Below are 21,017 nucleotides of genomic sequence, written 5' to 3'. Positions count from 1 at the left end.
CCCGGGGGCCCACCGCCCCCGGGCCCGGCCAGAAAGGACCAGCACCCATGATCACTCCCGCAGCCGTCGCGAGTCTCGCGGCCGAGTTCCTCGGCGGAAACTGGAAAGCCACCCCCGGCCCCTGGCAGGCCTCCGGCGTCCTGGATGCCCCGGGCGCCGACACATACACACTCACCGTCGACGAGCGCGGCGAACTGCGCCTCACGGCGAGCCTCGCCCCCTGCGGCCCGGTCGCCGTGTTCCGCGAACCGCGAACCCCCCCAGGAGACCGAGGACGTTGCCGAAGCCGTCGCGGAGGCGATCCGGCAGGACCGCACCTAGGCCCCTCAGGAGCAAGAGGCCTTGCCCGCGCCTCGATAGGGCGTATAATTGATTATATTGAGCAAGCGGCAACTTGCCCGACACCAACCGATCGCACGAGGAGCAATCCGTGAGCGACACAGCAACCACGGCACCGATGCAGCGGGTCACCCTGCGGCTCGGCCAGATCCGCGTCAACGACAACAACGTCCGCCAGGACCTCAGCCTGGACGAGAAGTTCCTCAAGTCCATCGCGGCCAACGGCGTGAAGGTCCCCGTCGTGGTCCTCCCGCTCGGCGAGGACACCTACGAGCTGAAGATGGGCCACCGGCGCTACTTCGGCTCCCGGGCCGCCAAGGAGACCAAGCAGGAGCAGGACGCGATCGAGGTCCCCGCGTACGTGCTCGACCCCTTGCTGCGCGAGGCGGGCGAGGACTTCATCGACCAGCTCATCGAGAACGACGACGACTACCGCCGGGGCCTGACCGAGCTGGAGCAGGCCGACGCCCTGTTCGGGGCAGTCGGCGCGGGCATGAAGCAGACAAGGGTCGCCGAGCTCACCGGCCGCTCCCGCAAGGACGTCTCCCAAGCGGTCAAGACCGCCAAGACGGTGGGCCAGCGGACCCGTGCCGCACTCGCCGAGACCGGCACCTATGACCTCGACCTCGAAGTCCTCGGCGTGCTGGGCGAGTTCAACGACGACGCCGACGCCGTAGACCGGCTACTGCAGGCCCACACCAAGGGCCGCTTCGACTTCCAGGTGCAGTGGGAACGCGAGGACCGCGCCGAGCAGCAGGCCCGCGCCGCAGTCCGCCCGCAGCTCCAGGCGGCCGGGGTGCGCCTCGCCGAGGACTCCGACACCCTTCCGCCCACCGCCATCCAGCTCGCCGAGCTGGACGGCCCGCACGGCGAGCCCATGAGCGCCGAGGCCCACAGCGGGTGCCCGGGCCACGTGGCGACCTGGGCCGAGAACCCCCAGCAGCCCGGCGAGGTGGACTACTTCTGCACCGACCCGGACCGCTTCGGCCACCGGCCGCCTCAGGAAGACGCCCCGCACACGGACAACGAGGAAGACGTGCAGCCCACCGAAGCGGCGGGCGGGGCCAAGCCTTCGGAGCCGTCGCGCGAGTACGTCAAAGCGGGCAACAAGGCCTACCGCGCCGCCGAGAAAACCCGCCAGACGTGGCTGAAGGACCTGATCGGCCGCAAGAGCGCGCCAAAACCGCTCGCCGCGTTCATCACCGAACAGCTCCTGACCTGCCCCAAGCCCGTGGCCCAATGGTCGGGCGACATCGGCCGCCACAACCTCATCAAAGAACTGACCGGCTACACCACCCTGGCCGAGCGCACCAAGACAGCCACCCCGGCCAGGCTCACCCTGCTCAACTTCGCCGTGCTCGCCGCGACCTTCGAAAAGCGCATGGCCGAGGTCCGCACCTGGCGCACCGACCGCACCGCCCGCTCGGCCGTCTACGAACTGTCGGACATCCGCGCCGACGCCCGCACCTGGCTCACGTTCCTCGCCGAGATCGGCTACCCGCTCTCCCGCATCGAACAGGCCATCGCCGACGACGAGCCCTACCAAGAGGACGAGCCGGACCCGGACGACGCGGACAACACCGACGGCCAGGCCGACGAGGACACCGAGGACGACGCGAGCGCCGAGGACACCGAAGACGCGTCCTGACCCACACCCCGGGGGCCGGACCGAACGGTCCGGCCCCCGGGCCCCGACCGCCTCTCTCTCGCGTGCCGCCCGTCCGGAAGGCTTCGCCATGCTCCGCTCCGAACTCCGCCTCACCACCCGCCTGTTCATCGCCCAGGCCGCCATCAGCAACCACACCGGACTCATCGCCCGGGCCGGGCTCGCCATGCCGGCCGCACCCTACGGCTCCGCCGCCTGGCAACTGCCCGCCCTGCTCGCCTACCTCCACCGCCTCCACCAGAACAAGGAAGACCCCTCCCCCGAACGCTGGCGCGCCCACACCCAACGCCCCACCGGCCCCGTCCCCCGACCACACCTGCGCTATCAGCGTGACGCTCTGCACGACCCGGATGCGGTGTGCGTCCTCGACATCCAGCTCGGCCCCCGTGACGAGGCGACCGGCTGGCCCGCCGCCGACGTCGCCGTCATCGAACAGGAAGAAGAAGCCTGCCCCTTCGGACGCGTCACCCACCGCCACGGCACCGAAGCCATCGCCACCTACACCGCCCAGGAGCTGACCGCCGAACACGCCCGCCTCATGGACCACGCCCGCCAGCACCACAACGCCTCCCTCCTACGCCTCGCCGACCTGACCCAACGCGCCGCCAACTGGGCCAACAAGATCCGCGCCACCGCACACGCCAACACCATCCACACCCAAGCCGACAAGACCCGGGCCCGCATCACCCGCTGACCAACCCACCGCCCGACAGCGCTTCACCAGCAAGCGGAAAACCAACGACCAACGGATTCTCGATCTGCCGCTGCCAGAACACCCCCGCAGGCGCGGGGAGCAGGCACCAAAGCCCTTACCAGCAGGGCCTTGGCGGGGTCCTGGGGGTCCGTGAGAACATCCCCGCGGACGCGGGGAGTAGTCGCCTCCCGTCGCCTGGACCTGCGTGAGCAGGGGAACATCCCCGCAGGCAGGTCGTACTCGCCGTTGGCCTGCTCCCCGTGGCTTTGTTCTCGTGTCCCGGCAGCGGTTGTTCAGTACTTTGGGAGGCACCCGATTCGGGCCGAAGTCGATGTTCACGAGAACCGGCTCTGGCACACATTCCGTGTTGCTGCCACGGAGAGTCAGATCCTCGGAGCCATGCGGTGGCGGTTCGGATGGGCTCGAAGCCGGGGTGAGGTGAGTTCCAGGGCCCGGTTGTCGCGTCCGGCGCTCATGTGGTTGAGCCAGCGTTCGTACCAGTCGAGGAAGTCGGTGGCGGAGGAGACGTTGGGGCCCCAGAACCCGTCGCCGTTGCCGATGAGAACGCGGCCGGTGAGGGGACCGGTCACTGCGATGACGCATACGTCGGTGCAGCCCAGCTCGATGATGTGGAGGAAGAGATCGCGTCCGTGGGCCCTGGGGTCTGTGCCGTCGAAGCCGCGGGGTGTCCCCGGTTCTCCACGCGGATTCATGACCAGCAGGGAACACCGCTCCAGCGGCATGAGGCCGTAGAACGGCGCCGCGCCAGAGCCGCCGATGTACGTGAGGAACTGCCGATAGGCGTCGGGCAGGACGATGTCGTGCTCGGCCTCAAACGCGGCGACACGTACTTCCGCGAGCTTCGGACCGAGGCGGAACTTGTGTTGTTCTTCCCCGAAGGAGTGGCTGCGCAGTGGCTGGAACGGGATCGCGGCCAGCTTGCGACGCAGGCGGGGTATGCGGGGATCCATGGTGCATCTTCTCTCGTCCCCGTCACCCTATGAGTGGTTGTGGTCAGCTGGCCAGAAGCACCCTCTTCCGCAGTAGAGCGAAGCCGGCCCGGCCGAACATCTGGCGTTTGAGCATCTTGATCCGGTTGACGTGGCCTTCGACGACGCCGGAGCTCCAGGGCAGTGTGAGCCCGGCGATGACGGCGTCGCGGTCACGGTCGATGCCTGCGGCAAGGGTGTGGAGGCTGGGGAGGTCGTCTCGCCGGACGGCGTCGAGCCACTGTGGCAGCCGTTCGCCCTGGCGCTCGGTGAGCATCTGCCCGAAGGAGCGGACGTGGCCGGTAAGAGCATCGAGTTCGGGGCAGTGGACCAGCACGGCCTTGAGCCGAAGGTGCTCGGTCTCGGTGAGGGTCTCGGGCCGGCGGAGGATCCATCCGGCGACGACGCGGGGTGACGGTGGTCGAGCTGTGACGGGGCCCGGTGAGAGGCGCTTCTCCCGGAAGTAGGCGCGAACCCGCTGGTAGCTGCCTTGATAGCCGAGCGGAACGATCTCCTCCCACACGGTCCAGGCGTTCGTGCAGCCCTGGTTCCAGCGGTCATCCAGGTAGGGCTTGAAGGCGTCGAGTTTGGACGGCCGACCCTGCCACTGCCCGTGGAACAGGTCCTCCGGAGTGGCTGCGTCGGCGAAGAGTTTAACGGCGCGGGAAGTCATACGGAGTTGGCGGCCGATCGCCCTCCGGCTGAGCCCGGCTGCCAGTAATTCGTGGACGGTCGCGTGCTTGACGCGGGTGCGGTCAGCGAAGCGGTGTCCCCTTGGCCACGGCGAGCCGGAGGGGTCTTCGAACTTCTCCGGCTCGGGGGCAGACTGGATTGGATCTGGCGCCAGGACCTGCAGGCATCCGCGGTGGTCTGCGACGCACCGCTCTGCGGCCTCGCTCAGGTTGTGCCAAAGATGCCACCTGTCCGCCACCTGCACCGCCTGTGGCGCCCCGGCCGTGGCGCCTTCGGCGAAGAACGGTGCCCGATCGCGGCAGACCACCTCCACCCCGGGCCGTTTCGCGAGCCAAGCGGCCAGGCTGGACGCCTCCCGGTCGGGCAGCAGGTCCACCGGACGCCGGGTTTCGACGTCGACCAGGACAGTCCCGTAGTGACGACCTTTGCGGGTCGCGTACTCATCGACGCCGACCACCCGCGGGGCCGGAACGTCGGGGTCGGGCAACGCTTCGACCAGCCGCAGCACCGTGCTGCGGCTCACGGATACGCCGAACACTCTCGCCATGCGGGCACCGGCCCGACCGGCGAGCGCGAGGCCGACCGCGGCCAGCGTCGAGCGCAGGCGCTCTGTCCGCCGACCGTACCGACGGGTCAACCCTGGCAGCTGTTCGGCGAAGGTCCGCCGCCCGCACGAGATGACCGGGCAGAGGAACCTGCGGACGCGCAAGCAGAGAGCGACCCGTCTGCCTCCGCTGGGCACATCAGCGGGAAAGCGCAGGTAGGAGCTGTGAATCCGCCGTGACCAGATCCCGCATGCGGGACAGATGGCCCCAGCCACTGTGCTTCGGGCTTCTATGTGTACCGCCTCGTCGTTCACGTCGACCGACAGCACCGCCACGTCGTCGATCGCCGGGAACAGCAACTCCTCCAGCCGGAGCACCACTTCTTCCACGGGCCGAACTGTCAGCCACACCGCACCCGGTACGGGGCAATTCCAGGCAACTTCATCAGGGACCACTCACCCGACAACCATCACTCAGCGTGCATGCTCCACGGAAAGTGAGCCAGAACCCGATCTCGTGAACATTCCTCGCACGCCAGAAGCCCTGAGTCCGCCCGTCCTGATGTCGAAACGTCGCCCGTTCTCGTGGACAAAGCCACTCCCTGCACCCGCGGGAATGGTCCCGCCCTAGGCGCGGTGCACGAGCTCATCAGCTGCTCGCCGCACCCAGGGGAATCTCCCCATGGCCGTGGCTTCGAGGTATCGCTTTCCAGCCTAAGGGCTGTCCCGTAACTGGCGGGTCCCCCTTGCCGATCCCGGATCGGACCGTGTCGGTGGCTGGTGCCAGAATCGACGGGTGCTGATCAAGGGATACGACGTCAGCCCGTTGGTGGCGGGCGAGTCACTGCTGGCCCGCCCGGGCTTCTGGTCGAACTACCTTCTGTCGATGTGTAGCGACGGGGGGTGTGCTGAGCGGCCGGTTCCAGAGTGGTTCGGTGAGGACGGCGCCGATGTCGATGCCCTGTCCGAGGTCCTCTTCGATCCCGAACGCTGGCCGGTGTTCAGGGTGCCGGCAGAAGACGGCCCCGGAGCTGTGGTGATCTACCGCAACCTGGATGGCGACTACGGCACCGACTACCTCCTCACCCATCCCGGCAGAAGCTGCGCCGAGCAGATCGCCAGCTGGGACGGCGACTTCTCGGGCACTGGGCTGACATGGCGTGAACTCATCCGGATTGCTGACAGCCCGTCCTTTGCGGCCGATGGCGTCCAGGACACTGCCATCCGCTTCCTGCTGCTGCTTCCCCTCCTCACAGACCCGGACATGCCGGAAACAGCATCGGCAAGTCTTATGGCCGCTTTGGCCGTGGTCGGCGCGCCCCAAGACACCGCCTCCATCGCGGCGGAGCACCTGCTGGCCCACCTCACGAGGAGATCCCGACACGACCCCACCTGGGCGTCTCCGCTGAGCGGCAGCTGAGAGGCAGGTCGGTCACCAGTCCCTCTATGAAATGATCTTGGTGTGGCTGGTGTGATCACGGCGTCGGAGCCGTCCTGGATAGCCCCGTTTTCAGGGCTGAGCCCTCGCGCCTTCGGGAAGCTGGTGACGGTTCTGCGGCGCGAGGGCGCGGACACGGTCCGCAAGGGCCGGCCCTGGAGCCTTCCACTGGAGGACCGGGCACTGCTGGTCGCGGCGTACTGGCGCACGAACCTCACGATGCGCCAGCTCGCTCCGCTGTTCGGCGTGTCCAAGTCGGCGGCGGACCGGATCATCGACCATCTCGGGCCGATGCTCGCCCTCCAGCCCCGCAAACGGTTCGCGAAGGACACCGTGCTCATCGTGGACGGCACCCTGGTCCCCACTCGCGATCACACCATCGCGGAGCGGTCGAAGAACTACCGGTACTCCACCAACCACCAGGTCGTCATCGACGCCGACACCCGACTGGTCGTCGTGGTCGGCCGGCCGCTCGCCGGGAATCGCAACGACTGCAAGGCATGGGAGAAATCCGGCGCCAAGGCCGCCGTCGGTAAGACCCTCACGATCGCCGACGGCGGCTACCCGGGCACCGGACTCGTCATCCCGCACCGCCGCGAGCGCGGCCAGAGCGAACTCCCGGCCTGGAAAGAGGACCACAACAGGTCCCACAAGCAGGTCCGGGCCCGCGTCGAGCACGTACTCGCCCGCATGAAGACCTGGAAGATCCTCCGCGACTGCCGCCTCAAGGGCGACGGCGTCCATCACGCCATGCTCGGCATCGCCCGGATGCACAACCTCGCCCTCGCCGGATAGGCAAGTGGGCCGCACGGCGGCCCACTCCCGCAGTGGCTCGGAGATCATTTACGGGACAGCTCTTAGGTAGCAGCTGCGGAGGGCCTCGGAGCGGCGCGGCGTGTCAGTCGAGGTGGACGAGCGCCATGGACGGGGGCTGGTGTGGATGCGGCGCCGCGTGTCGGAGGTTCCTCCTGCGAAGGAGCTGATGGGCACGGCCCCGTTCCAGTCCCGGGACAAGCCGGTACAGCACTTCGAGAAGGAGTTGTCCGCGTACCCCGGCAGTCGCCCGGGACGGGATCGGGGTGCCGGCGAGATTGACAGCCACCCACGAAAAGCGCAATATTGATTACGCTCAATCTGCGGCAAAAGCGGTGGGCGGCGGAAGGCACCCTCTCACGAGGGTGTCGACCCAGGGCGGCAACCCCGGCCGAACGTCCCGCCGACCACCTTCACCAACTCGACTCGCCCGCCGGCGCGTGAGCACCGGAGGAACAAAGAGGAGCAGGCCCCAAGTATAGGGCCGCCGCCAGAACCGGAGAGTGCAATGGCCAAGGCCCTCAACCCGCAGCGTCGCCTGGTCGACGGCCGCGCCGTGGTGAACCGCGACTGGATCCGCGAGCTCACCGGCGCCAGCGTCGGCAGCGCGGCCCGCTGGTACAAGGTCCGCAACGAGCAGCCCGCGGAGCACCGCCACCCCGAGAAGGAGCGGGTCGACGGGAAAGACTTCTACGACGAGCAGCAGTTCCGCGACTTCTACGCCTGGTTCCAGGAACAGAAGTCGGACACGGTCCTCAAGGCCGACCCCGAGCTGTACGAGCTCGACCCGGAGTCCGTCGTCACCATCAACAAGGCCGCCGCACTGCTGAACTTCAGCGGACCCTCGGTGATCCGCAAGTACCTGCAGGCAAATCCCGGCTACTTCCCGGCGTCCGTCGGTCCGGTCGAGGGCCCCACCGGCCGCTCCATTCCCGGCTTCCGCGTCGGCGACCTGCAGGACTTCGACCGCAGGCGCACCGGGGACAAGCTCGGCAAGGCCGGACGCCGCCCGGGACCACAGCCCCAGGCACCCGTCGGCCGGCCGTCCGCCCTCGAGGAGGTCCTCGCGGCCGAACTGAGCGCCCGCGCCAGCGGCGAACCGCTCACCGCCACACAGCTCGCCGAGCAGTTCGCCGCCGAGGCCATCGAACGCGACGGCTACCGCCCGGGCCTGGCCGCCGAACTCAGCATGCAGTACGGCGGCCCGCAGCAGTCCTGGCAGTACGCCGTACGCAACGCCCTCAAACACCACCCCGCGGCCGCACCGGCCCGCACCGAAGCCGACCGGCGAGCCGCCATCGCCCTCACAGCCCTGCGCGAACGCGGCGACATCCGGGGACTTGCCGCCTCCCTCTCCCGCGAGCACGGCGGCAGCCCCGACGTCTGGTCCCGCGCCGTGAACGCAGCCCGCCGGCTCACCGACCCCACCACCTGAACGCTCCCACCAGCCAAGGACGACCCCCTCATGACCAGCTACCAGCTCCGAGACACCATCACCCGCCGGCTCCTCGCCCACGGCCTCGCCGACTACGCCGCAGCCGAGGCCGCGGCGGACCGCCTCGACAACGAACTGGAATACAACCTCGCAGCCAACGGCGAAGGCGCCGGACGCATCCGGCTGCGCTTGGACATTGAGAAGGTCACCCACGGCGTCACCGAGCCCATCGGACACCACGTCCTGCTCCTCGGCGTGGACGACCAGCCAGCCCCCGCACCATCCCCGCTGTTCTAATCGTGACCCCGATCTGCGACGGCTGCTCCCTGCTCGTGAAGATTTTCCGCCCCGGTAGTCAGGCGCATCACCCCGGTGCGCTGCTCCCCGCCGGCCCGCCCTCCTTGCCCGGCTGACGCTGTTCCCCGTGCCCGCGGGAAAGCTATCCCTGCGGGCTCGCAGCGTTGCCCTGGCTCGCCGGCCGACGGCGCACATGGGCAGGAAACCCTCGGCAGTCACGCGCGGACACGAAGGGGGTCTGACTCGCGCTGGGCAACCAGTTCGTTCGCCAGTTCACCGGGACCGGTCACGCTCAGGGCCCAGAGGCTGCTGACGCGACGAGCCAGCAGCCAGAACTGGCCGTTCATAGGGGTGTGGAAGGGCAGTACAGGAATGCCGTGGGCGTCGAAGGGACCGGTGTCGAGATAGCGCAGACCGCCGGTGCCGCACAGATAGTGGGTGCTGCCGGTGGCTTCCGCGAGATCCGCCAGGCGCTCGGAGCGGCCTGGGCGGGTCGGGATCTCACTGCTGGCTAACACCTCCCCTGCCCAGCCGAGGACGGTGAGCAGGGCAATCGTCGTCGTTCTGGCGATGTCGGCCACGCGGTCCGAGGTGTCGAGCGTGTCCAGGACCTGGTCGAGGACGTCGGACACGGCTTGCCAATGGGGGCCTCGGCCGTAGTACTGCCGCACGAGCAACTGGACCGTCTTGCGCGAGCGCTGCGGGTCAACGAGCCGTGCCTGGCTGATCAACGTCGGGCGCCCCCGGGGAAGGTGCGTGGGAAGCGTGAGCCACTGCTGGCGGGCGGGCTCGTCCCGATCGGCGAGACGGGCCCGGTGCTGGTAGTCACGGCGCGCGAACTGGACGTCGTCCAGGACAATCCACCGGTCGGCGGCGTACAGCTTGGCCAGCGTGGACAACCTCGGGAAGAGGTTCGGCTGGTGGATCGCGCACGCCCCGCCCCGTGACGGGTCAGGTGCCGATGAGGCGGCTGTCGAAGCCGGCCCGGAGAAGGCGTTCGTAAGCGTCATGCACATCCCCCGGTACGTCCTGCTCGACGGCGAAGCCGAGCTTCGGGTACTCGATCACCCGCTGCAGGTCGCCGACGAGCATGTCGACAACGAGCTTTTCGCCCCCGATGGACTTGATGTAGTCGTCCAACTCCAACGGCTCGGAGGCGCACACGACCTCGGCCTCGGGCCACAGCTTTCGGCAGGTCGCATACGAGCGGCGCTCCATGTACGGCTTGGAGACCAGCAGCAGCGAGTCCACCTGGACGCCGGCCTCGGCCAGCAACTCCCGGGAGAACGTGATGTTCTGGCCGGTGTTCGCGGCCTTAGGCTCCACCAGGATCGCCTCGTCCGCAACGCCTAGACTCAGGGCGTGCTCCCGGTAGTGCACGGCCTCTCCGCGCGGGAACCGGGCCCGGGTGGTGGGGCTGTTGCCGCCGCTGAACACCACGACTGGAAAGAGGCCGGCGCGGTAGAGGTCGGCGGCCGCACTCGCCACGCCGAGGTCGTGGCTGCCCAGGCCGATCGCCGCCGAGCAGGGGCGCAGCTCGTGTCCCATCTGGTGGTAGTTCCAGATCAGCGTCGCGTCGTGGAACTGTTCGTCGGTGATCTGGCGCTGCTGGTGCTGCGGCACTGGCACTCCCTGGCTCATCCTTGCCGACCATTTCGGATGCCCTCGATGCTGCGCAGCTGGTGGCTCAGCCCGAACTGCTGGGCCACCTGCGCCGCCTGGTCGAGGACGGACAGCCCATCATTGCGGGTCGCCGCATCCGACAGAAGGATGTGCCCGTAGGCGGTGTCCAATCGCACGCGCTGCATGGGGGAGTCGACCGTGCCGGTGGTGCGTGCGATGTCGATGTAGTGCAGGGCCTGATCCAGGTGGCCGGCGCCGCGGTGGGCGAGGGCCAGCTTCTGGTGCGCGACCGACCAGTCCTCTGGCTCGCCCAGGGTCTCAAACTCGCGGGTGGCGGCTGCCATGACTTCGGTGGCGTAAGCGTTGTCGCCCTCCTTGCTCAGCGCCGTGCCCACCCACAGGCGGGCGCGGGCCCGGTCGCGTCGGTTCAGGCGTTCGTCCCTGGCGAGTTGCTCGTAGCGGCGGGCGGAGGCTTCGAGCTGGCCGGACATCTCCTGCACCACCGCAAGGGACAGTTCGATCTGGGCCACCCGGCGCGGGATGTCGAGCTCGCAGAACATGCCGCGGGCGGTCAGATAGGACTGGCGGGCGGAGAGCGGCCCGAGGATCGCCCCTTGGTCGCGTTGTACGTCGCCCAGCAGGACCAGTGAGCGGCCGTACAAGTACAGGCCTTTGTCGTCGAGATCACGGGGGTCGTGCCTGCCCAGCCAGCGGTTGAGGAGCGTCGAGGCGAAGGGGAAGTTCTGGCGGCTCACGCAGACCACGGCGCGCTCGATGTCCTCGGTCCACGTCTCGTAGTCCGCTGGACGTGCGCTCTTCCGCTCCGGGAACAGCAGCGTCTCGAAGCGGGCGTGGGCGGCGGAGTCGGCGCGGGCGAGCGCGGTGTCGAGGATGGCCTGGGTATCGGGCCGGGGGTGTGTTTCGGCGCCCAGGCTCTCCCACTTGGCCACCGTGCGCAGGGCGACGCCGAGGTGGTCGGCGAAGACGCGGGTGCTCATACGCAGCGCGGCACGCAGAGCGCTTGCCTCCCGGCCACTCCATTGCTGCACGCTGACCACGGCTAACCTCCCTCCCCCGTATGGAAGCACTCTCCGTGACGGAGCGGGGCTCGAAGTGCAACGGAAGTGCAACAGCGGGTCATTTCAAGGCCGTTCGCGGTGGCCGACGCTCGTGGCCATGGACGACGAACCCCTCACCGAACGCCACCCGGTCGCCGGCCCGCACGTCTTCGGCTATCTGCGCCACCGCAGCGGCGGCCCTGCCCGGCATGCTGCGCTCACCGGCTGTCTCACCGAGTACTGCCGCCGGCACGAACTGACCCTGTGCGGCGTCTTCACCGACCGCGAACCGACCGTGGCCCTCCGCTCCCCCGCCTTCGTGGGCCTTCTCGACACCCTCGAACTTCCCGACGTCTATGGCGTCTTGGTCCCCGCGCTCGGCCACCTCGGCACCAGGCCCGTGGCCGCCGAGCGGAAGCGGCGGATAACAGCAACGGGCACCCGCCTGATCGTGGTCCGGTCCACCCGGCCGACGACCGCGCGCACGCCTTCCCGCCTCCAGCAGTGGGGCGCGTGATGTCCGTGCGTGCCGCGCTGCGCTGTGCCCCGATGGCCGGCGACCTACCCGGACTGCGCCTGCTGCGCGTCGGCGACGACTGGGATCTTCTACGAACACCCGCGGAGATCGGTCTGCTGGCCCTGGCCCGCCTGCGCGCCATCGGCGCCGCGATCGGGCCGGTGCTCTACGACAGCCCCAACGAACGCCTCTACTACGCGATCCGGACCGGCGCCGCCGAGAGCTGGGACGGCCTGCCAGTGCGGCATCTGTCCAGCAGTTCCTGGCTCGTGGCGCCCGGCCTGGATCTGATCGACAACTGGTTCGGCGGCTGGTGCGAGCTCCCCGACGACGACACCCTCACCGACCCCGCCATCCTGCGCGCAGCTCTCCACCACCCCTACGCGGCCGCCGCCCAGGAGGCGTCGGCCGGGTCCTGCCGCCAGGGCTTCACCGCGCGCCTCCGCTTCGACCCGACCGCAAGGGGACATCCGTGACGACCCGCCCCGTCTCTCCGAACACCGTCCTGGCCAACGCCCTCCTGCGCGCCGAGGACGTCCTGACCCCACGCATCCTGGCCACCCCGCCGACCCGGATCGTGCTCGTCGTCGGCACCCAGATCAACGGCGCCCCGCACATCGGCACCTCCCTCGTGCAGTCCCTGGCCTTCGCCATGGCCGCCCGCCTCTACGACCGCTTCGGTATCCGCACCGAGGTCCTCTTCAGCGCCCTCGACAACGCCCCCTACCAGCAGGCCACCGACCCCGTCAGCGGCCACCACTACCAGCGCGCCTACGCCCAGGCTGTCGACGCACAATCCCTCACCGACCTCGTCGATGCCCTCTACCTGCCCCTGTTCACCACCCTGTCCCGGCGCCTGGGCATCCCGTACCGCATCGAGACCTACACCCAGCAGCAAGCCAGCGAGCACTTCCGCCGCACCTGGCTGCGGCTCCTCCCCCGCCTCGACGCCGCCCGCTGGTGGCTCGCCCCCTCCACCGGCACCCCGCACCTGCGCATCCCCTGCCCGCACCCGGGCTGCGGCTGGGCCGAGAAACACGCCGAACGCACCCGTACACACCTCACCGACCGCGACATGGCCACCATCGCCGCGGTCTGCCTGCACCACGGCCCCTACCAGGCCACCATCACCCCCACCGCCGGCGCCTACCTCGACCTGGCCACCCTGTACCGCAACCTCGTCAAGGAACTCGCCCTCACCAACCCGAAAGAAGGCGGCACCCTGCACGTCATGGTCAAAGGCGGCGACTGGGTCTTCGGCTCCCTCCTCATCGACGAGGCCCTCCAAGCCGTCGGCCTCACCCGCACCCAGCTCCCCGCCCGCCTGTTCTGCCCCCAGATCGTCACCGACACCGGCGCGAAACTCTCCAAATCCCTCATCCGCGAAGGACGCGCCACCTTGCCGACCGGCGCTGCCCCCTGGATGCTCGACACCCGACAATGGCCCGGCAGCATCACCGACTACACCGACCAGCTACTGGCCCTGACCGCGATCCTGCTGTCCGACCCCCGACACTTCTTCCGTTCGTACTCGGCCACCGAGATCAGCCGCATCATGACCGCACCAGCCCCCAGGAGCGTTCCCGCCCCATGACCGACGCCACCACCCGCGTCCGCGAACTCCACCTGTACCGCCAGTACTTCAACCTCGTCACCGCAGGCACCAAGACCATCGAAGTCCGGGTGAAATACCCGCACCTCGCCGACCTCACAGCCGGCGACACCATCCGCTTCCGCATCAAAGGCACCGACGAAACCTGCGACGTCACCGTCCTCCGGGTCACCGAATACGCCGACTTCGAGACCCTCCTCGACAGCGAGGGAGCGGCCAACATCAACCCCACCGCCGCCCGCGACGAGCAACTGGCCAACATCCGCGTCATCTACCCACCCGACAAGGAAACCCTCGGCGCCCTCGCCATCGAAATCGCCCTACCCGAACTTGCGGGGGAAGAGCAGCTGGCCGGCCTGGACGGCCCGGCCGGCGCCCCGTCGGGCTGACGCACAGTGAGGGTGAGCCGCTCGTGGCCGACGCCGCCCTGCACTACCCCGCCGTCGACAGCGAACACCGGCGGAAGCTGCGCGCGTTCGTGGAGATCGATCGCACCACTATGAGCAGCGAGCGCCTGGCCGTGAAGCTGATCGAGTACGCCAGACTGTTCGAGTACGAAGCCCAGCCCGTCGGACGCCGCCGGCCTGTCCCCACCGGCCCGGCGTGGCTCCGCTGGTATCCGGTCTTCCCTCGCATCCCTCTCGTGCTCACCGGCGCCTCCCAGGCCCGGCTGGGCGACCGCATCAGCGATCTGCAGGCGAAGGTCGCCCACCACCCGCTCGTCGCAGCCCTCGCCCGCGAGGTGCAGCTGGGAGCCGCCGTCCTGGAGGACATCGAGGAGCAGGCTCTCTCCGGGCCCGTCTGGATGCCGCTGACCGGGGGCAAGCCCCGCCCGTGGACCGATCTGTGATCACGCCGACCGTGGGTGCGTACCGAGGGTGTGGGAACTGTCCGCCCTCGGTCAGCCGCCTCGCCCGCCCCTGATATGGATGACGATCAACGCCAGGACGAACCAGGCGGTGAAACACATCCGGCGACGATCAAAGTCCACCGAGGGCCCGAGGCAATAGCGATGACGATCAAGGCAATGAGCGTCACGGCCAGTCCGATGCGGCCGTCGCTGATATCCGTGCCGGGCTTGTTCCCGCCTGCCAAGAGTGCCCCCGCTGAAGATCACGCCGTCCTGCGTCAGAGCAGCCTACGGGGCTCTGTCTGCACGGTCAGGACCCGCCCTTGGGCCCGGTTCCTCGTCCCGATTGGGGCTCACGAGCTGGATGGGGCGCAGTTGTACAGTCGTCGCTGATCAGCATGCCGCGCGACGCGGTCGTGTGATGCCCTGAAGGGATGCGCCAGATGTGGTCCGTCGTCGACGACGCTGAGCGAGCGCAGTGGAGCTTTGTGCCGTTCGAGACTGTTGGCCCGCTTCGGTTCGGCATGAGCATCGAGGAAGTAGCCACATTCATGGGTGCGCAGGGCTTCACCAGCACTCAGTCTTCTATGACCCGGCCTCATGGTGCTCTCGTGCAGCAAGCTGGGTTTCGCTCCAAGGACGCACCACTGTACGAGGAGGCCGTAACGGCCTATTGCAGGGCGTCTGGTGATCTGGCCGCCGTCGCGGTGGACGCCCTGTGTGGACCGCAAGTCTGCATCGATGGCCTCCGCCTGATCGGTCGGGCTCCGTCTGAAATAGCAGACCAGCTCCATGAATACGCGCAGGACCACGGCAGCGTGCCCACATTTTCCGTCGAGGGCGATGCCCTATCGGAGGAACTGGGGCTGCTGGTGCGGGCCCAGCGAGCTGGCGACATCCTCCTGTCGAGGGCCTTCTTCGTCGCAAACTTCCAGGACTGGGCGTACACCCTGCATGACTGCATACCGGCTGATGAGTGGGACGTTCGTTGACGCTGGTCAGTGGCCGTAGCTCTCATCTGGCGAGTCGCCGGTAGTTGATCAAGCGCGCGGCAATGGCAGCGAACGCGAGGACGTGTTCTGCTTGGTGCTCGTAGTCGTGGGCGAGGCGGCACCACCACCGCCGCGCCGCCGACGGGTGACGCACGGCCTGGCCGCGCGCCGCGTCACTTCTCGGTGTCGGTACTCTCGTAGGCGTCAGCCGCCTCCCGTGCATGCGGCACGACCACGCTCTGTACATCGTCCTCGTAGATGACCCGTCCCGGGTCTGCAGACCGCAGAGCCCGGCAATCGACGCCGTGCACGGACAGGATCTCCAGATAACCGGAGACCCGAGCGAGGAGATGCGTGGCTGACGGCTTGAACCAGGCCGCCGCACCAGGGTTGATCTCGTCGTCGTAGACGCTCGGGTCAACGGTTGAGGGATCGGTATACGCGGCGTCGGACAAGCAGGAGTCCTTCCGCCGCCGCAACAACAGTTGGTACGCGCACGTACTCGACGGCCTCACTGTCGCTATCGATCAGCCCCAACAGCACATCCTGCCACCGCTCCGCTCGTCACCCAAGAGCGTCCTACACGGGCCAAACACGCGAACAGGGATAGACCTCTCTTGAGCGGCGGACCGCCGAACGGTCCGGCCAACTCGTGGATCGCGTCGACCCGTTGGCGGAGGCAGTCGAACGAGACGACAGTCGCGCCATTCGCCCGTCACCGCCCCGGACAGAGTCCTCGATCCGTCTCCTGGACGCCTCGGACGTTTTTGACGCTTCTGAAGGCCACGGCCCTCATGTCCGGAGCCGCTCCGTCGCCCTTCGTTGCCGACAGCAGGCAGCCGGGCCGTGTCTGATGTGCCGAATCACTACGTGATGCCAACTCGGCAGACTTTTTTACCCTGTTCAGCAACGAGGTGCAGCCCACGGGTGAGACGTGGCAGGCCGCCTCGACACGAACTGAATCGGATGGTGAGAGTCGTGGTCGGCATGTCGGACCCAGGTGTCTGCGGCGCGCACCGGCAGAACGGTGGCTTGAGACCTCGTACGTCTCTACTGATTTCGCTGGCGCTCGCGCTCCTACTGGGCTCGCTGTCGGCGCTGGTGATGTTTCCAGCGGCCCAGCACCTACGCTCCCTCCAGGACGGCGAGCGGGCTCGTGCGACGTTGCGTACGAGCGGCTCGTGCATGTTGGGCGACTGTCAGGTTAGGTTCGAGGCCGATGGGCGGACCGTGGTGGCGAATCTGCCGGTAGGCAGCGGCGGCGGCAAGGACTCTGTCGGCACTCCGCTCACCGTCCGGTACCAGGCGGACGATCCACAGGTGGTCGCCCGTGAAGAGGATGTCGGGGGCGGCGGGGCAGCCGTATCGGTGGTGATGTCGGGCGCCGGTGCCCTGTTCTTCCTGATGATCTCGGTCGTCGTGGCTGTATTCGCGGTGCGGCAGCGGCGCGCAGGCTCGAGTCCTGGGGCGGGATAATCCGGCTGGCACGCCGGTACAGCGGCAGCCCATCCCCTTGTGGTCGGGTCGCCCGGGAGTGCGATTCCCCCGGGCGACCCGACTTCCAAGCCAACATGGCCGATTCCTGCCCCTATTGAGACCCGCGTCGCCCGGATCCACTGACCGGTGCGTTCAGTTCTCGGGGTTGATCTTCGAGGACAGAGCGAACAGCCCTACCGCCGACGCGATGAGACCTCCGGCCAGTTCTTCGTACCCCTGGAAGTAGGCGATGGGGATGGCGATGGCGCAGGCTGTTCCGACCAGGACGATGACGCGTCCGATGAACCGCCGGAGTCTGCCCGGCTGCGGAGGGTATTGGGGGTTCGGCGGGTTTCCCCAGTAAGGAAAGGGACCCGGCCTGGGTTTCCAGCCCTTCACCGGTCTCGACGTACTTGGCTCCCCAGCGCGACAGGTCCAAGCAGTCCGTCACGGTCGCGGTCGGCTGCTTGGCCTTGTACACGGGCATCCGGGGCCGTGCCCGAATGCGTCATGACAATCGACCGGGTGTGGTTCGCTGCTGGGATGACTCAGGACTTGGAGATCGTCGCATTCGAATCCGCCGCTGCCTTCCAGGCATGGCTCGGCGAGAATCACGCTGCCTCGTCCGGCATCTGGCTCAAGCTTCGCAAGAAGGGCCCCGGAATCGTCGCGCTGGACTACGCCCAGGCGCTCGAGGTGGCGCTCTGCTACGGCTGGATCGACGGCCAGAAGAGCAAGTTCGACGACATGTGGTGGCTCCAGCGGTTCACCCCGCGCAAGCCGCGCAGCAAGTGGTCCAAGGTCAACCGGGACAAGGTGGCCGCCCTGATCGAGCAGGGCCGGATGCAGCCCCCCGGGCAGGCTGAGGTCGACCGCGCTAAGGCGGACGGCCGCTGGGCGGCAGCCTACGACGGCGCGAAGACCGCCGCGGTGCCGGAGGACCTCGCGGCGGCCCTGATGGCCGACCCGGCCGCGGCGGAGTTCTTCGAGACACTGGACCGGCAGAACCGCTACGCGATCCTGTACCGGGTCCAAGACGCCAAGAAGGCCGAGACCCGGGCGCGCCGGATCGAAACGTATGTAGCGATGCTGGCGAAGGGCGAGAAGCTGCACCCGTAGGCGGCGAGCAGCGTGTGAGCGGCTGTGGCAGCGCCTCTCGGCCGTCGGCCGTTGCTGCACCAAGGGTGGTGGTCTACGCAGTGCGGAAGAGCGGAGGAAGCAGACCGTCGCCCGGCCAGAACGGCCGCTCAGCGACGAGGTTGGTGAGGAACCTGTCGACCTCGGCCAGGACGGCGGCGCGCTCCTGCGGCCCGTAGCTGATGACCTGGCCAGCGGGGGCATCGAAGGCCCGCACGTGGCTGTTTGGGCCGACGCAGACAAGGGCGCGCCCGATCTCGAGCAGTCCGAGGCTGAGGGCGTCACACTCTCCCGTGCGGACGAGCTGCACGAGGTCGGTGGTGACGGTCTCCCAGTCGCCGACCGACGGCCAGCTGGCACCGCCGTCCAGTTCATGGGTGAGCGTGGACAGCGGAATGATCTCGCCCGGCTGGCGTCCCCGGGTGAGGCGGTCGTGCATCCGGGCGCCGTCGGGCTGTCGCACCTGGGGGTGGAGCAGGGAGGCGGCGGCGACCACGGTGGTGTTGATCTCCTGGGTGCCGGAGTCGGGGTAGTACGCCTCGTGCGCGAAGAGCAGATAGGTGTCCGTGGCGCGGGCTGAGTCGTTGGTCTGGCTGTGCGTCATGGGCTGGGATCCCTTCAGCAGTAGTGACGTGCCGGGCGCGGACGCTTGGGTTGGCCGAGGCGCTCGCTCGAAGCCGGGCGGGAGCGGGCCCAACGTGCCTTCACCGCCAGGGGGCTGGTCCGCTTGTCCGGACGTTGATGCGGCGCGGGTGCGCTCGAGGGTCTAAGTGACGTGGTCGGCGAGCTGGACCATCAGCCGCTCCCGGTCGATGAGGTGCACCGAGGCCGCCAGGGTGTCCCTATCGGCGATGTGGGGGCCGTCATGGCGTGGTTGCTTCCTGCGCGCGGGCGAGGGCGGAGGTGCACGTGCGGCAGCGGCCGTCGCCGTCGGGGTGGGCACGCCGGGGAGTGGGGCCGGGGCAGGTGTGGCACAGCGGCCAGTCGAGGCAGGTCGGGCAGAGGTCTTCACCGGGAGCAGTACCGGGCCTGCCGCAGCCGGTGCATTCGACGAGCGCCCGGTAGGCCAGGACCTCGGTCACGCTGCGAACGGATGCCGTGGAGGTCCGCGCGGCCGCCAGCGCCCATGGCGCTTCCTCGTCGAGGACGTCGTCGTGCCGGTGGGGGGTCACGGTGGCGGGCGGCGGGTATGCCTGGGCGGCTCGCAGACGGGCGGCGATGATCGCGCCGACGGAGGTACGCACCGGCTGCGGCAGGGACCGGCTGGTGATGACGTGCTGCAGCTGCTCGCGGCTCCAGCCGAGATCCATCATCACGGTGAGGATGCGGCCCTGGTCGGTCAGAGCTTTTCCGGTCAGCAGGAGTTCGGGATGGCTTGCTGCGATTTCCAGCAGCAGTTGGATGCCGGGATGGAGTTCGTCCGCCGGCGGCATGGGTGCGGTCGCGTCCGGGGCGGGTGTCTCGCGGGAGGTGTGCGCGGCGTCGCCGCGCTCGCATGGACGGAGGGGGTTGGTGTTCTGCTGAGTGGTGTTCTTTGGGTTGGTGTTCTTAGTGGGGCGATTACCCGACGTCGGCTCATCCGCTGGCGGAAAATCCGGCATCGGTTGCGACCTGCTGTTTTCCAGGCTCGGCAGGTCCGTGATGCAGTACGCGACTGTACCGAGGGTGCCGTCGTGGTTGCGGGTCTGTTCCCGGAGCAGGAAGCCGTGCTGCTCCAGCTCCTTGAGGCCGCTTTTCACGGCCGCTTCTCCGTCGCGGCCGCGGCGCGTCAGGTCGGAGACTGTCACCTGCCAGCCGTCCCGGTGCGTGCTGATCAGACCGAACAGCCCTTTCGCCTTGAAGGACAGCCGCTCGTCGCGGAAGAGACCGTTGGTGATCTGGGTGAACTGATCCGCTGCCATCACCCCGCGGCGGATCCCCGCCCCGCTATGGAGGCCGTGCGCGGGGAGAGAGGTGAACACCGTGCCGGGTTGCCGGAGGCGGGTGTCGCCGGTCGCGGGGCGGTCGGTGATGGAGTAGACGATCTCGCCGAGGGTGCCGTCGTCACGCCGTAGTTGTTCACGCACGAGGTAGCCGTAGGTCTGCAGCTCGCTCAGGCCGGCCCGTATCGCGTCCCGCCCGTCGCGCCCGGCACGCATGAGATCGGCGACGGTCACCTGCCAGCCGGTCCGGTGGGTACTGATGGAGCCGAAGATGCCCTTCGCTTTGAAGGACAGCCGCTCGTCGCGGAAGAGACCGTTGGCGATCTGAGTGAACTGATCCGCCGCCATCACGCCGCGACGGATCCCCGCTCCGAAGCGGCTCATCGCGATCCCTCACGCGCCATGAACCCGCGGCCGCCGATGCTCTGCAGCCTACCTGAGCGGGCGGAGCGAACAGCGGCGTCGATTGAACAGACTAGATCCATGCCGTCAGCTCACCCGGCACCCCAGACCAGACTGCCGACCACCAGCCCCGACCAACGGTCACGATCCGACAACTTGCGCACTGGACGGGCCTGGTACGCCCATGGTCGGGCCGACCACGCGTCCCGGCACTGGCTGCGCAATCGGTGCGCACGACCGACTGCGCAGCCTTTCCGGCGTCCTGCGCAATCGGTGCGGGCCTCCTGCGCAATCGACTTGTGCGAGTGACTGCGCAGCCGAACCCACGTCCTGCGCAGCCGACTGCGCAGCCTTTGTCGGGTCCTGCACACCGGCGCGCGGACCCTGCGCAATCGACTTGTGCAGCCGACTGCGCAGCCCGGCCGGTATAGGGACGCGCCACTGCTTGCCCGACCGCTTCAGACGGCTGCGCAGTACGCATCTGACGTCCCTGCAACCGCGTGAAGTTCCCCTGGAGACA

General features: G+C 68.5%; 20 protein-coding genes and 2 pseudogenes. 14 read left to right on the top strand and 8 right to left on the bottom strand.

Annotated elements, in window-relative coordinates; translation table 11 throughout:
• Positions 1–430 precede the first annotated feature (430 nt).
• Both OHU89_RS52665 and OHU89_RS52660 read left to right on the top strand, forming a co-directional pair.
• The gene (locus OHU89_RS52665; protein WP_405654193.1) at positions 431–1,987 is read left to right on the top strand and encodes a ParB/RepB/Spo0J family partition protein; all 1,557 of its coding nucleotides are present in this window, start codon (positions 431–433) and stop codon (positions 1,985–1,987) included.
• Between the two features lie 88 nt (positions 1,988–2,075).
• Positions 2,076–2,699, top strand: coding sequence for a hypothetical protein (locus OHU89_RS52660; protein WP_405654191.1), 624 nt, complete (start codon positions 2,076–2,078; stop codon positions 2,697–2,699).
• 383 nt (positions 2,700–3,082) lie between these two features.
• On the opposite strand, the gene OHU89_RS52655 is transcribed toward OHU89_RS52660, so the two are convergent.
• Both OHU89_RS52655 and OHU89_RS52650 read right to left on the bottom strand, forming a co-directional pair.
• Entirely contained in the window at positions 3,083–3,670 is a 588-nt protein-coding gene (locus tag OHU89_RS52655) for an SMI1/KNR4 family protein (protein ID WP_405654189.1), read from the bottom strand.
• Positions 3,671–3,713: 43 nt separating this feature from the next.
• Entirely contained in the window at positions 3,714–5,315 is a 1,602-nt protein-coding gene (locus tag OHU89_RS52650; RefSeq protein ID WP_405654187.1) for an ISL3 family transposase, read from the bottom strand.
• 406 nt (positions 5,316–5,721) lie between these two features.
• Between OHU89_RS52650 and OHU89_RS52645 the strand changes: the two genes are divergently transcribed.
• From OHU89_RS52645 to OHU89_RS52630, 4 genes are all read left to right on the top strand, one after another.
• Positions 5,722–6,345, top strand: a complete 624-nt coding sequence (locus OHU89_RS52645; protein WP_405654184.1) for a hypothetical protein — start codon at positions 5,722–5,724, stop codon at positions 6,343–6,345.
• A 42-nt stretch (positions 6,346–6,387) separates the two neighbouring features.
• Positions 6,388–7,158 (top strand): transposase, encoded by a 771-nt coding sequence (locus tag OHU89_RS52640; protein WP_405654182.1) that lies wholly within the window; start codon positions 6,388–6,390, stop codon positions 7,156–7,158.
• A gap of 526 nt (positions 7,159–7,684) precedes the next feature.
• Positions 7,685–8,611, top strand: coding sequence for a hypothetical protein (locus OHU89_RS52635; RefSeq protein WP_405654180.1), 927 nt, complete (start codon positions 7,685–7,687; stop codon positions 8,609–8,611).
• 30 nt (positions 8,612–8,641) lie between these two features.
• On the top strand, positions 8,642–8,908 hold the full coding sequence (locus OHU89_RS52630) for a hypothetical protein (protein WP_405654177.1): 267 nt from the start codon (positions 8,642–8,644) through the stop codon (positions 8,906–8,908).
• 215 nt (positions 8,909–9,123) lie between these two features.
• Here the strand turns inward: OHU89_RS52630 and OHU89_RS52625 are convergent, their stop codons facing one another.
• The 3 genes from OHU89_RS52625 to OHU89_RS52615 are packed head-to-tail and all read right to left on the bottom strand — an operon-like array spanning position 9,124 to position 11,589.
• Positions 9,124–9,918 (bottom strand): WbqC family protein, encoded by a 795-nt coding sequence (locus tag OHU89_RS52625; RefSeq protein ID WP_405654175.1) that lies wholly within the window; start codon positions 9,916–9,918, stop codon positions 9,124–9,126.
• Complete coding sequence (locus OHU89_RS52620) at positions 9,860–10,549, bottom strand: YdcF family protein (protein ID WP_405654173.1); 690 nt, start codon at positions 10,547–10,549, stop codon at positions 9,860–9,862. The genes OHU89_RS52625 and OHU89_RS52620 overlap by 59 nt, the downstream gene beginning before the upstream one ends.
• The gene (locus OHU89_RS52615; protein WP_405654171.1) at positions 10,546–11,589 is read right to left on the bottom strand and encodes a helix-turn-helix domain-containing protein; all 1,044 of its coding nucleotides are present in this window, start codon (positions 11,587–11,589) and stop codon (positions 10,546–10,548) included. The genes OHU89_RS52620 and OHU89_RS52615 overlap by 4 nt, the downstream gene beginning before the upstream one ends.
• Positions 11,590–11,707: 118 nt before the next feature.
• On the opposite strand from OHU89_RS52615, the gene OHU89_RS52610 reads away from it, so the two are divergent.
• From OHU89_RS52610 to OHU89_RS52585, 6 genes and pseudogenes are all read left to right on the top strand, one after another.
• On the top strand, positions 11,708–12,106 hold the full coding sequence (locus OHU89_RS52610) for a hypothetical protein (RefSeq protein WP_405654169.1): 399 nt from the start codon (positions 11,708–11,710) through the stop codon (positions 12,104–12,106).
• Positions 12,106–12,582 (top strand): hypothetical protein, encoded by a 477-nt coding sequence (locus OHU89_RS52605; protein WP_405654167.1) that lies wholly within the window; start codon positions 12,106–12,108, stop codon positions 12,580–12,582. Before OHU89_RS52610 ends, OHU89_RS52605 begins: the two co-directional genes overlap by 1 nt.
• Complete coding sequence (locus OHU89_RS52600; protein ID WP_405654165.1) at positions 12,579–13,700, top strand: hypothetical protein; 1,122 nt, start codon at positions 12,579–12,581, stop codon at positions 13,698–13,700. The genes OHU89_RS52605 and OHU89_RS52600 overlap by 4 nt, the downstream gene beginning before the upstream one ends.
• Positions 13,697–14,107: an ASCH domain-containing protein gene (locus OHU89_RS52595; protein WP_405654163.1), complete on the top strand. Its 411-nt coding sequence runs from the start codon at positions 13,697–13,699 to the stop codon at positions 14,105–14,107. Before OHU89_RS52600 ends, OHU89_RS52595 begins: the two co-directional genes overlap by 4 nt.
• Positions 14,104–14,568 (top strand): annotated as a pseudogene (locus OHU89_RS52590) (replication-relaxation family protein); the annotation flags it as partial. The gene OHU89_RS52595 and the pseudogene OHU89_RS52590, both read left to right, overlap by 4 nt.
• Before the next feature lie 434 nt (positions 14,569–15,002).
• Positions 15,003–15,560, top strand: a complete 558-nt coding sequence (locus tag OHU89_RS52585; protein WP_405654161.1) for a hypothetical protein — start codon at positions 15,003–15,005, stop codon at positions 15,558–15,560.
• 173 nt (positions 15,561–15,733) lie between these two features.
• Here the strand turns inward: OHU89_RS52585 and OHU89_RS52580 are convergent.
• Positions 15,734–16,009 (bottom strand): annotated as a pseudogene (locus tag OHU89_RS52580) (hypothetical protein); the annotation flags it as partial.
• 538 nt (positions 16,010–16,547) lie between these two features.
• On the opposite strand from OHU89_RS52580, the gene OHU89_RS52575 reads away from it, so the two are divergent.
• Both OHU89_RS52575 and OHU89_RS52570 read left to right on the top strand, forming a co-directional pair.
• Positions 16,548–17,036: a DUF3592 domain-containing protein gene (locus OHU89_RS52575; protein ID WP_405655085.1), complete on the top strand. Its 489-nt coding sequence runs from the start codon at positions 16,548–16,550 to the stop codon at positions 17,034–17,036.
• Positions 17,037–17,579: 543 nt separating this feature from the next.
• A complete protein-coding gene (locus OHU89_RS52570; protein ID WP_405654158.1) occupies positions 17,580–18,155 on the top strand; it encodes a YdeI family protein in 576 nt (191 codons plus the stop codon).
• Positions 18,156–18,228: 73 nt separating this feature from the next.
• On the opposite strand, the gene OHU89_RS52565 is transcribed toward OHU89_RS52570, so the two are convergent.
• Positions 18,229–18,777 (bottom strand): hypothetical protein, encoded by a 549-nt coding sequence (locus tag OHU89_RS52565; protein WP_405654156.1) that lies wholly within the window; start codon positions 18,775–18,777, stop codon positions 18,229–18,231.
• Positions 18,778–19,036: 259 nt separating this feature from the next.
• Entirely contained in the window at positions 19,037–20,479 is a 1,443-nt protein-coding gene (locus OHU89_RS52560; protein WP_405654155.1) for a hypothetical protein, read from the bottom strand.
• Positions 20,480–21,017 lie beyond the last annotated feature (538 nt).

Origin of the sequence: Streptomyces sp. NBC_00019 (genome assembly GCF_045041015.1) — a bacterium.
Taxonomy (GTDB): Bacteria; Actinomycetota; Actinomycetes; order Streptomycetales; family Streptomycetaceae; genus Streptomyces.
This window is presented reverse-complemented; position numbering and strand designations above follow the sequence as displayed.

Coding starts and splice junctions, on each gene's coding strand:
- OHU89_RS52635 (WP_405654180.1), top strand. CDS start 7,685: ATGGCCAAGGCCCTCAACCCGCAGCGTCGCCTGGTCGACGGCCGCGCC.
- OHU89_RS52655 (WP_405654189.1), bottom strand. CDS start 3,670: ATGGATCCCCGCATACCCCGCCTGCGTCGCAAGCTGGCCGCGATCCCG.
- OHU89_RS52605 (WP_405654167.1), top strand. CDS start 12,106: ATGTCCGTGCGTGCCGCGCTGCGCTGTGCCCCGATGGCCGGCGACCTA.
- OHU89_RS52585 (WP_405654161.1), top strand. CDS start 15,003: ATGCGCCAGATGTGGTCCGTCGTCGACGACGCTGAGCGAGCGCAGTGG.
- OHU89_RS52575 (WP_405655085.1), top strand. CDS start 16,548: ATGTCGGACCCAGGTGTCTGCGGCGCGCACCGGCAGAACGGTGGCTTG.
- OHU89_RS52595 (WP_405654163.1), top strand. CDS start 13,697: ATGACCGACGCCACCACCCGCGTCCGCGAACTCCACCTGTACCGCCAG.
- OHU89_RS52660 (WP_405654191.1), top strand. CDS start 2,076: ATGCTCCGCTCCGAACTCCGCCTCACCACCCGCCTGTTCATCGCCCAG.
- OHU89_RS52560 (WP_405654155.1), bottom strand. CDS start 20,479: ATGAGCCGCTTCGGAGCGGGGATCCGTCGCGGCGTGATGGCGGCGGAT.
- OHU89_RS52625 (WP_405654175.1), bottom strand. CDS start 9,918: ATGACGCTTACGAACGCCTTCTCCGGGCCGGCTTCGACAGCCGCCTCA.
- OHU89_RS52630 (WP_405654177.1), top strand. CDS start 8,642: ATGACCAGCTACCAGCTCCGAGACACCATCACCCGCCGGCTCCTCGCC.
- OHU89_RS52565 (WP_405654156.1), bottom strand. CDS start 18,777: ATGACGCACAGCCAGACCAACGACTCAGCCCGCGCCACGGACACCTAT.
- OHU89_RS52570 (WP_405654158.1), top strand. CDS start 17,580: ATGACTCAGGACTTGGAGATCGTCGCATTCGAATCCGCCGCTGCCTTC.
- OHU89_RS52610 (WP_405654169.1), top strand. CDS start 11,708: ATGGACGACGAACCCCTCACCGAACGCCACCCGGTCGCCGGCCCGCAC.
- OHU89_RS52620 (WP_405654173.1), bottom strand. CDS start 10,549: ATGAGCCAGGGAGTGCCAGTGCCGCAGCACCAGCAGCGCCAGATCACC.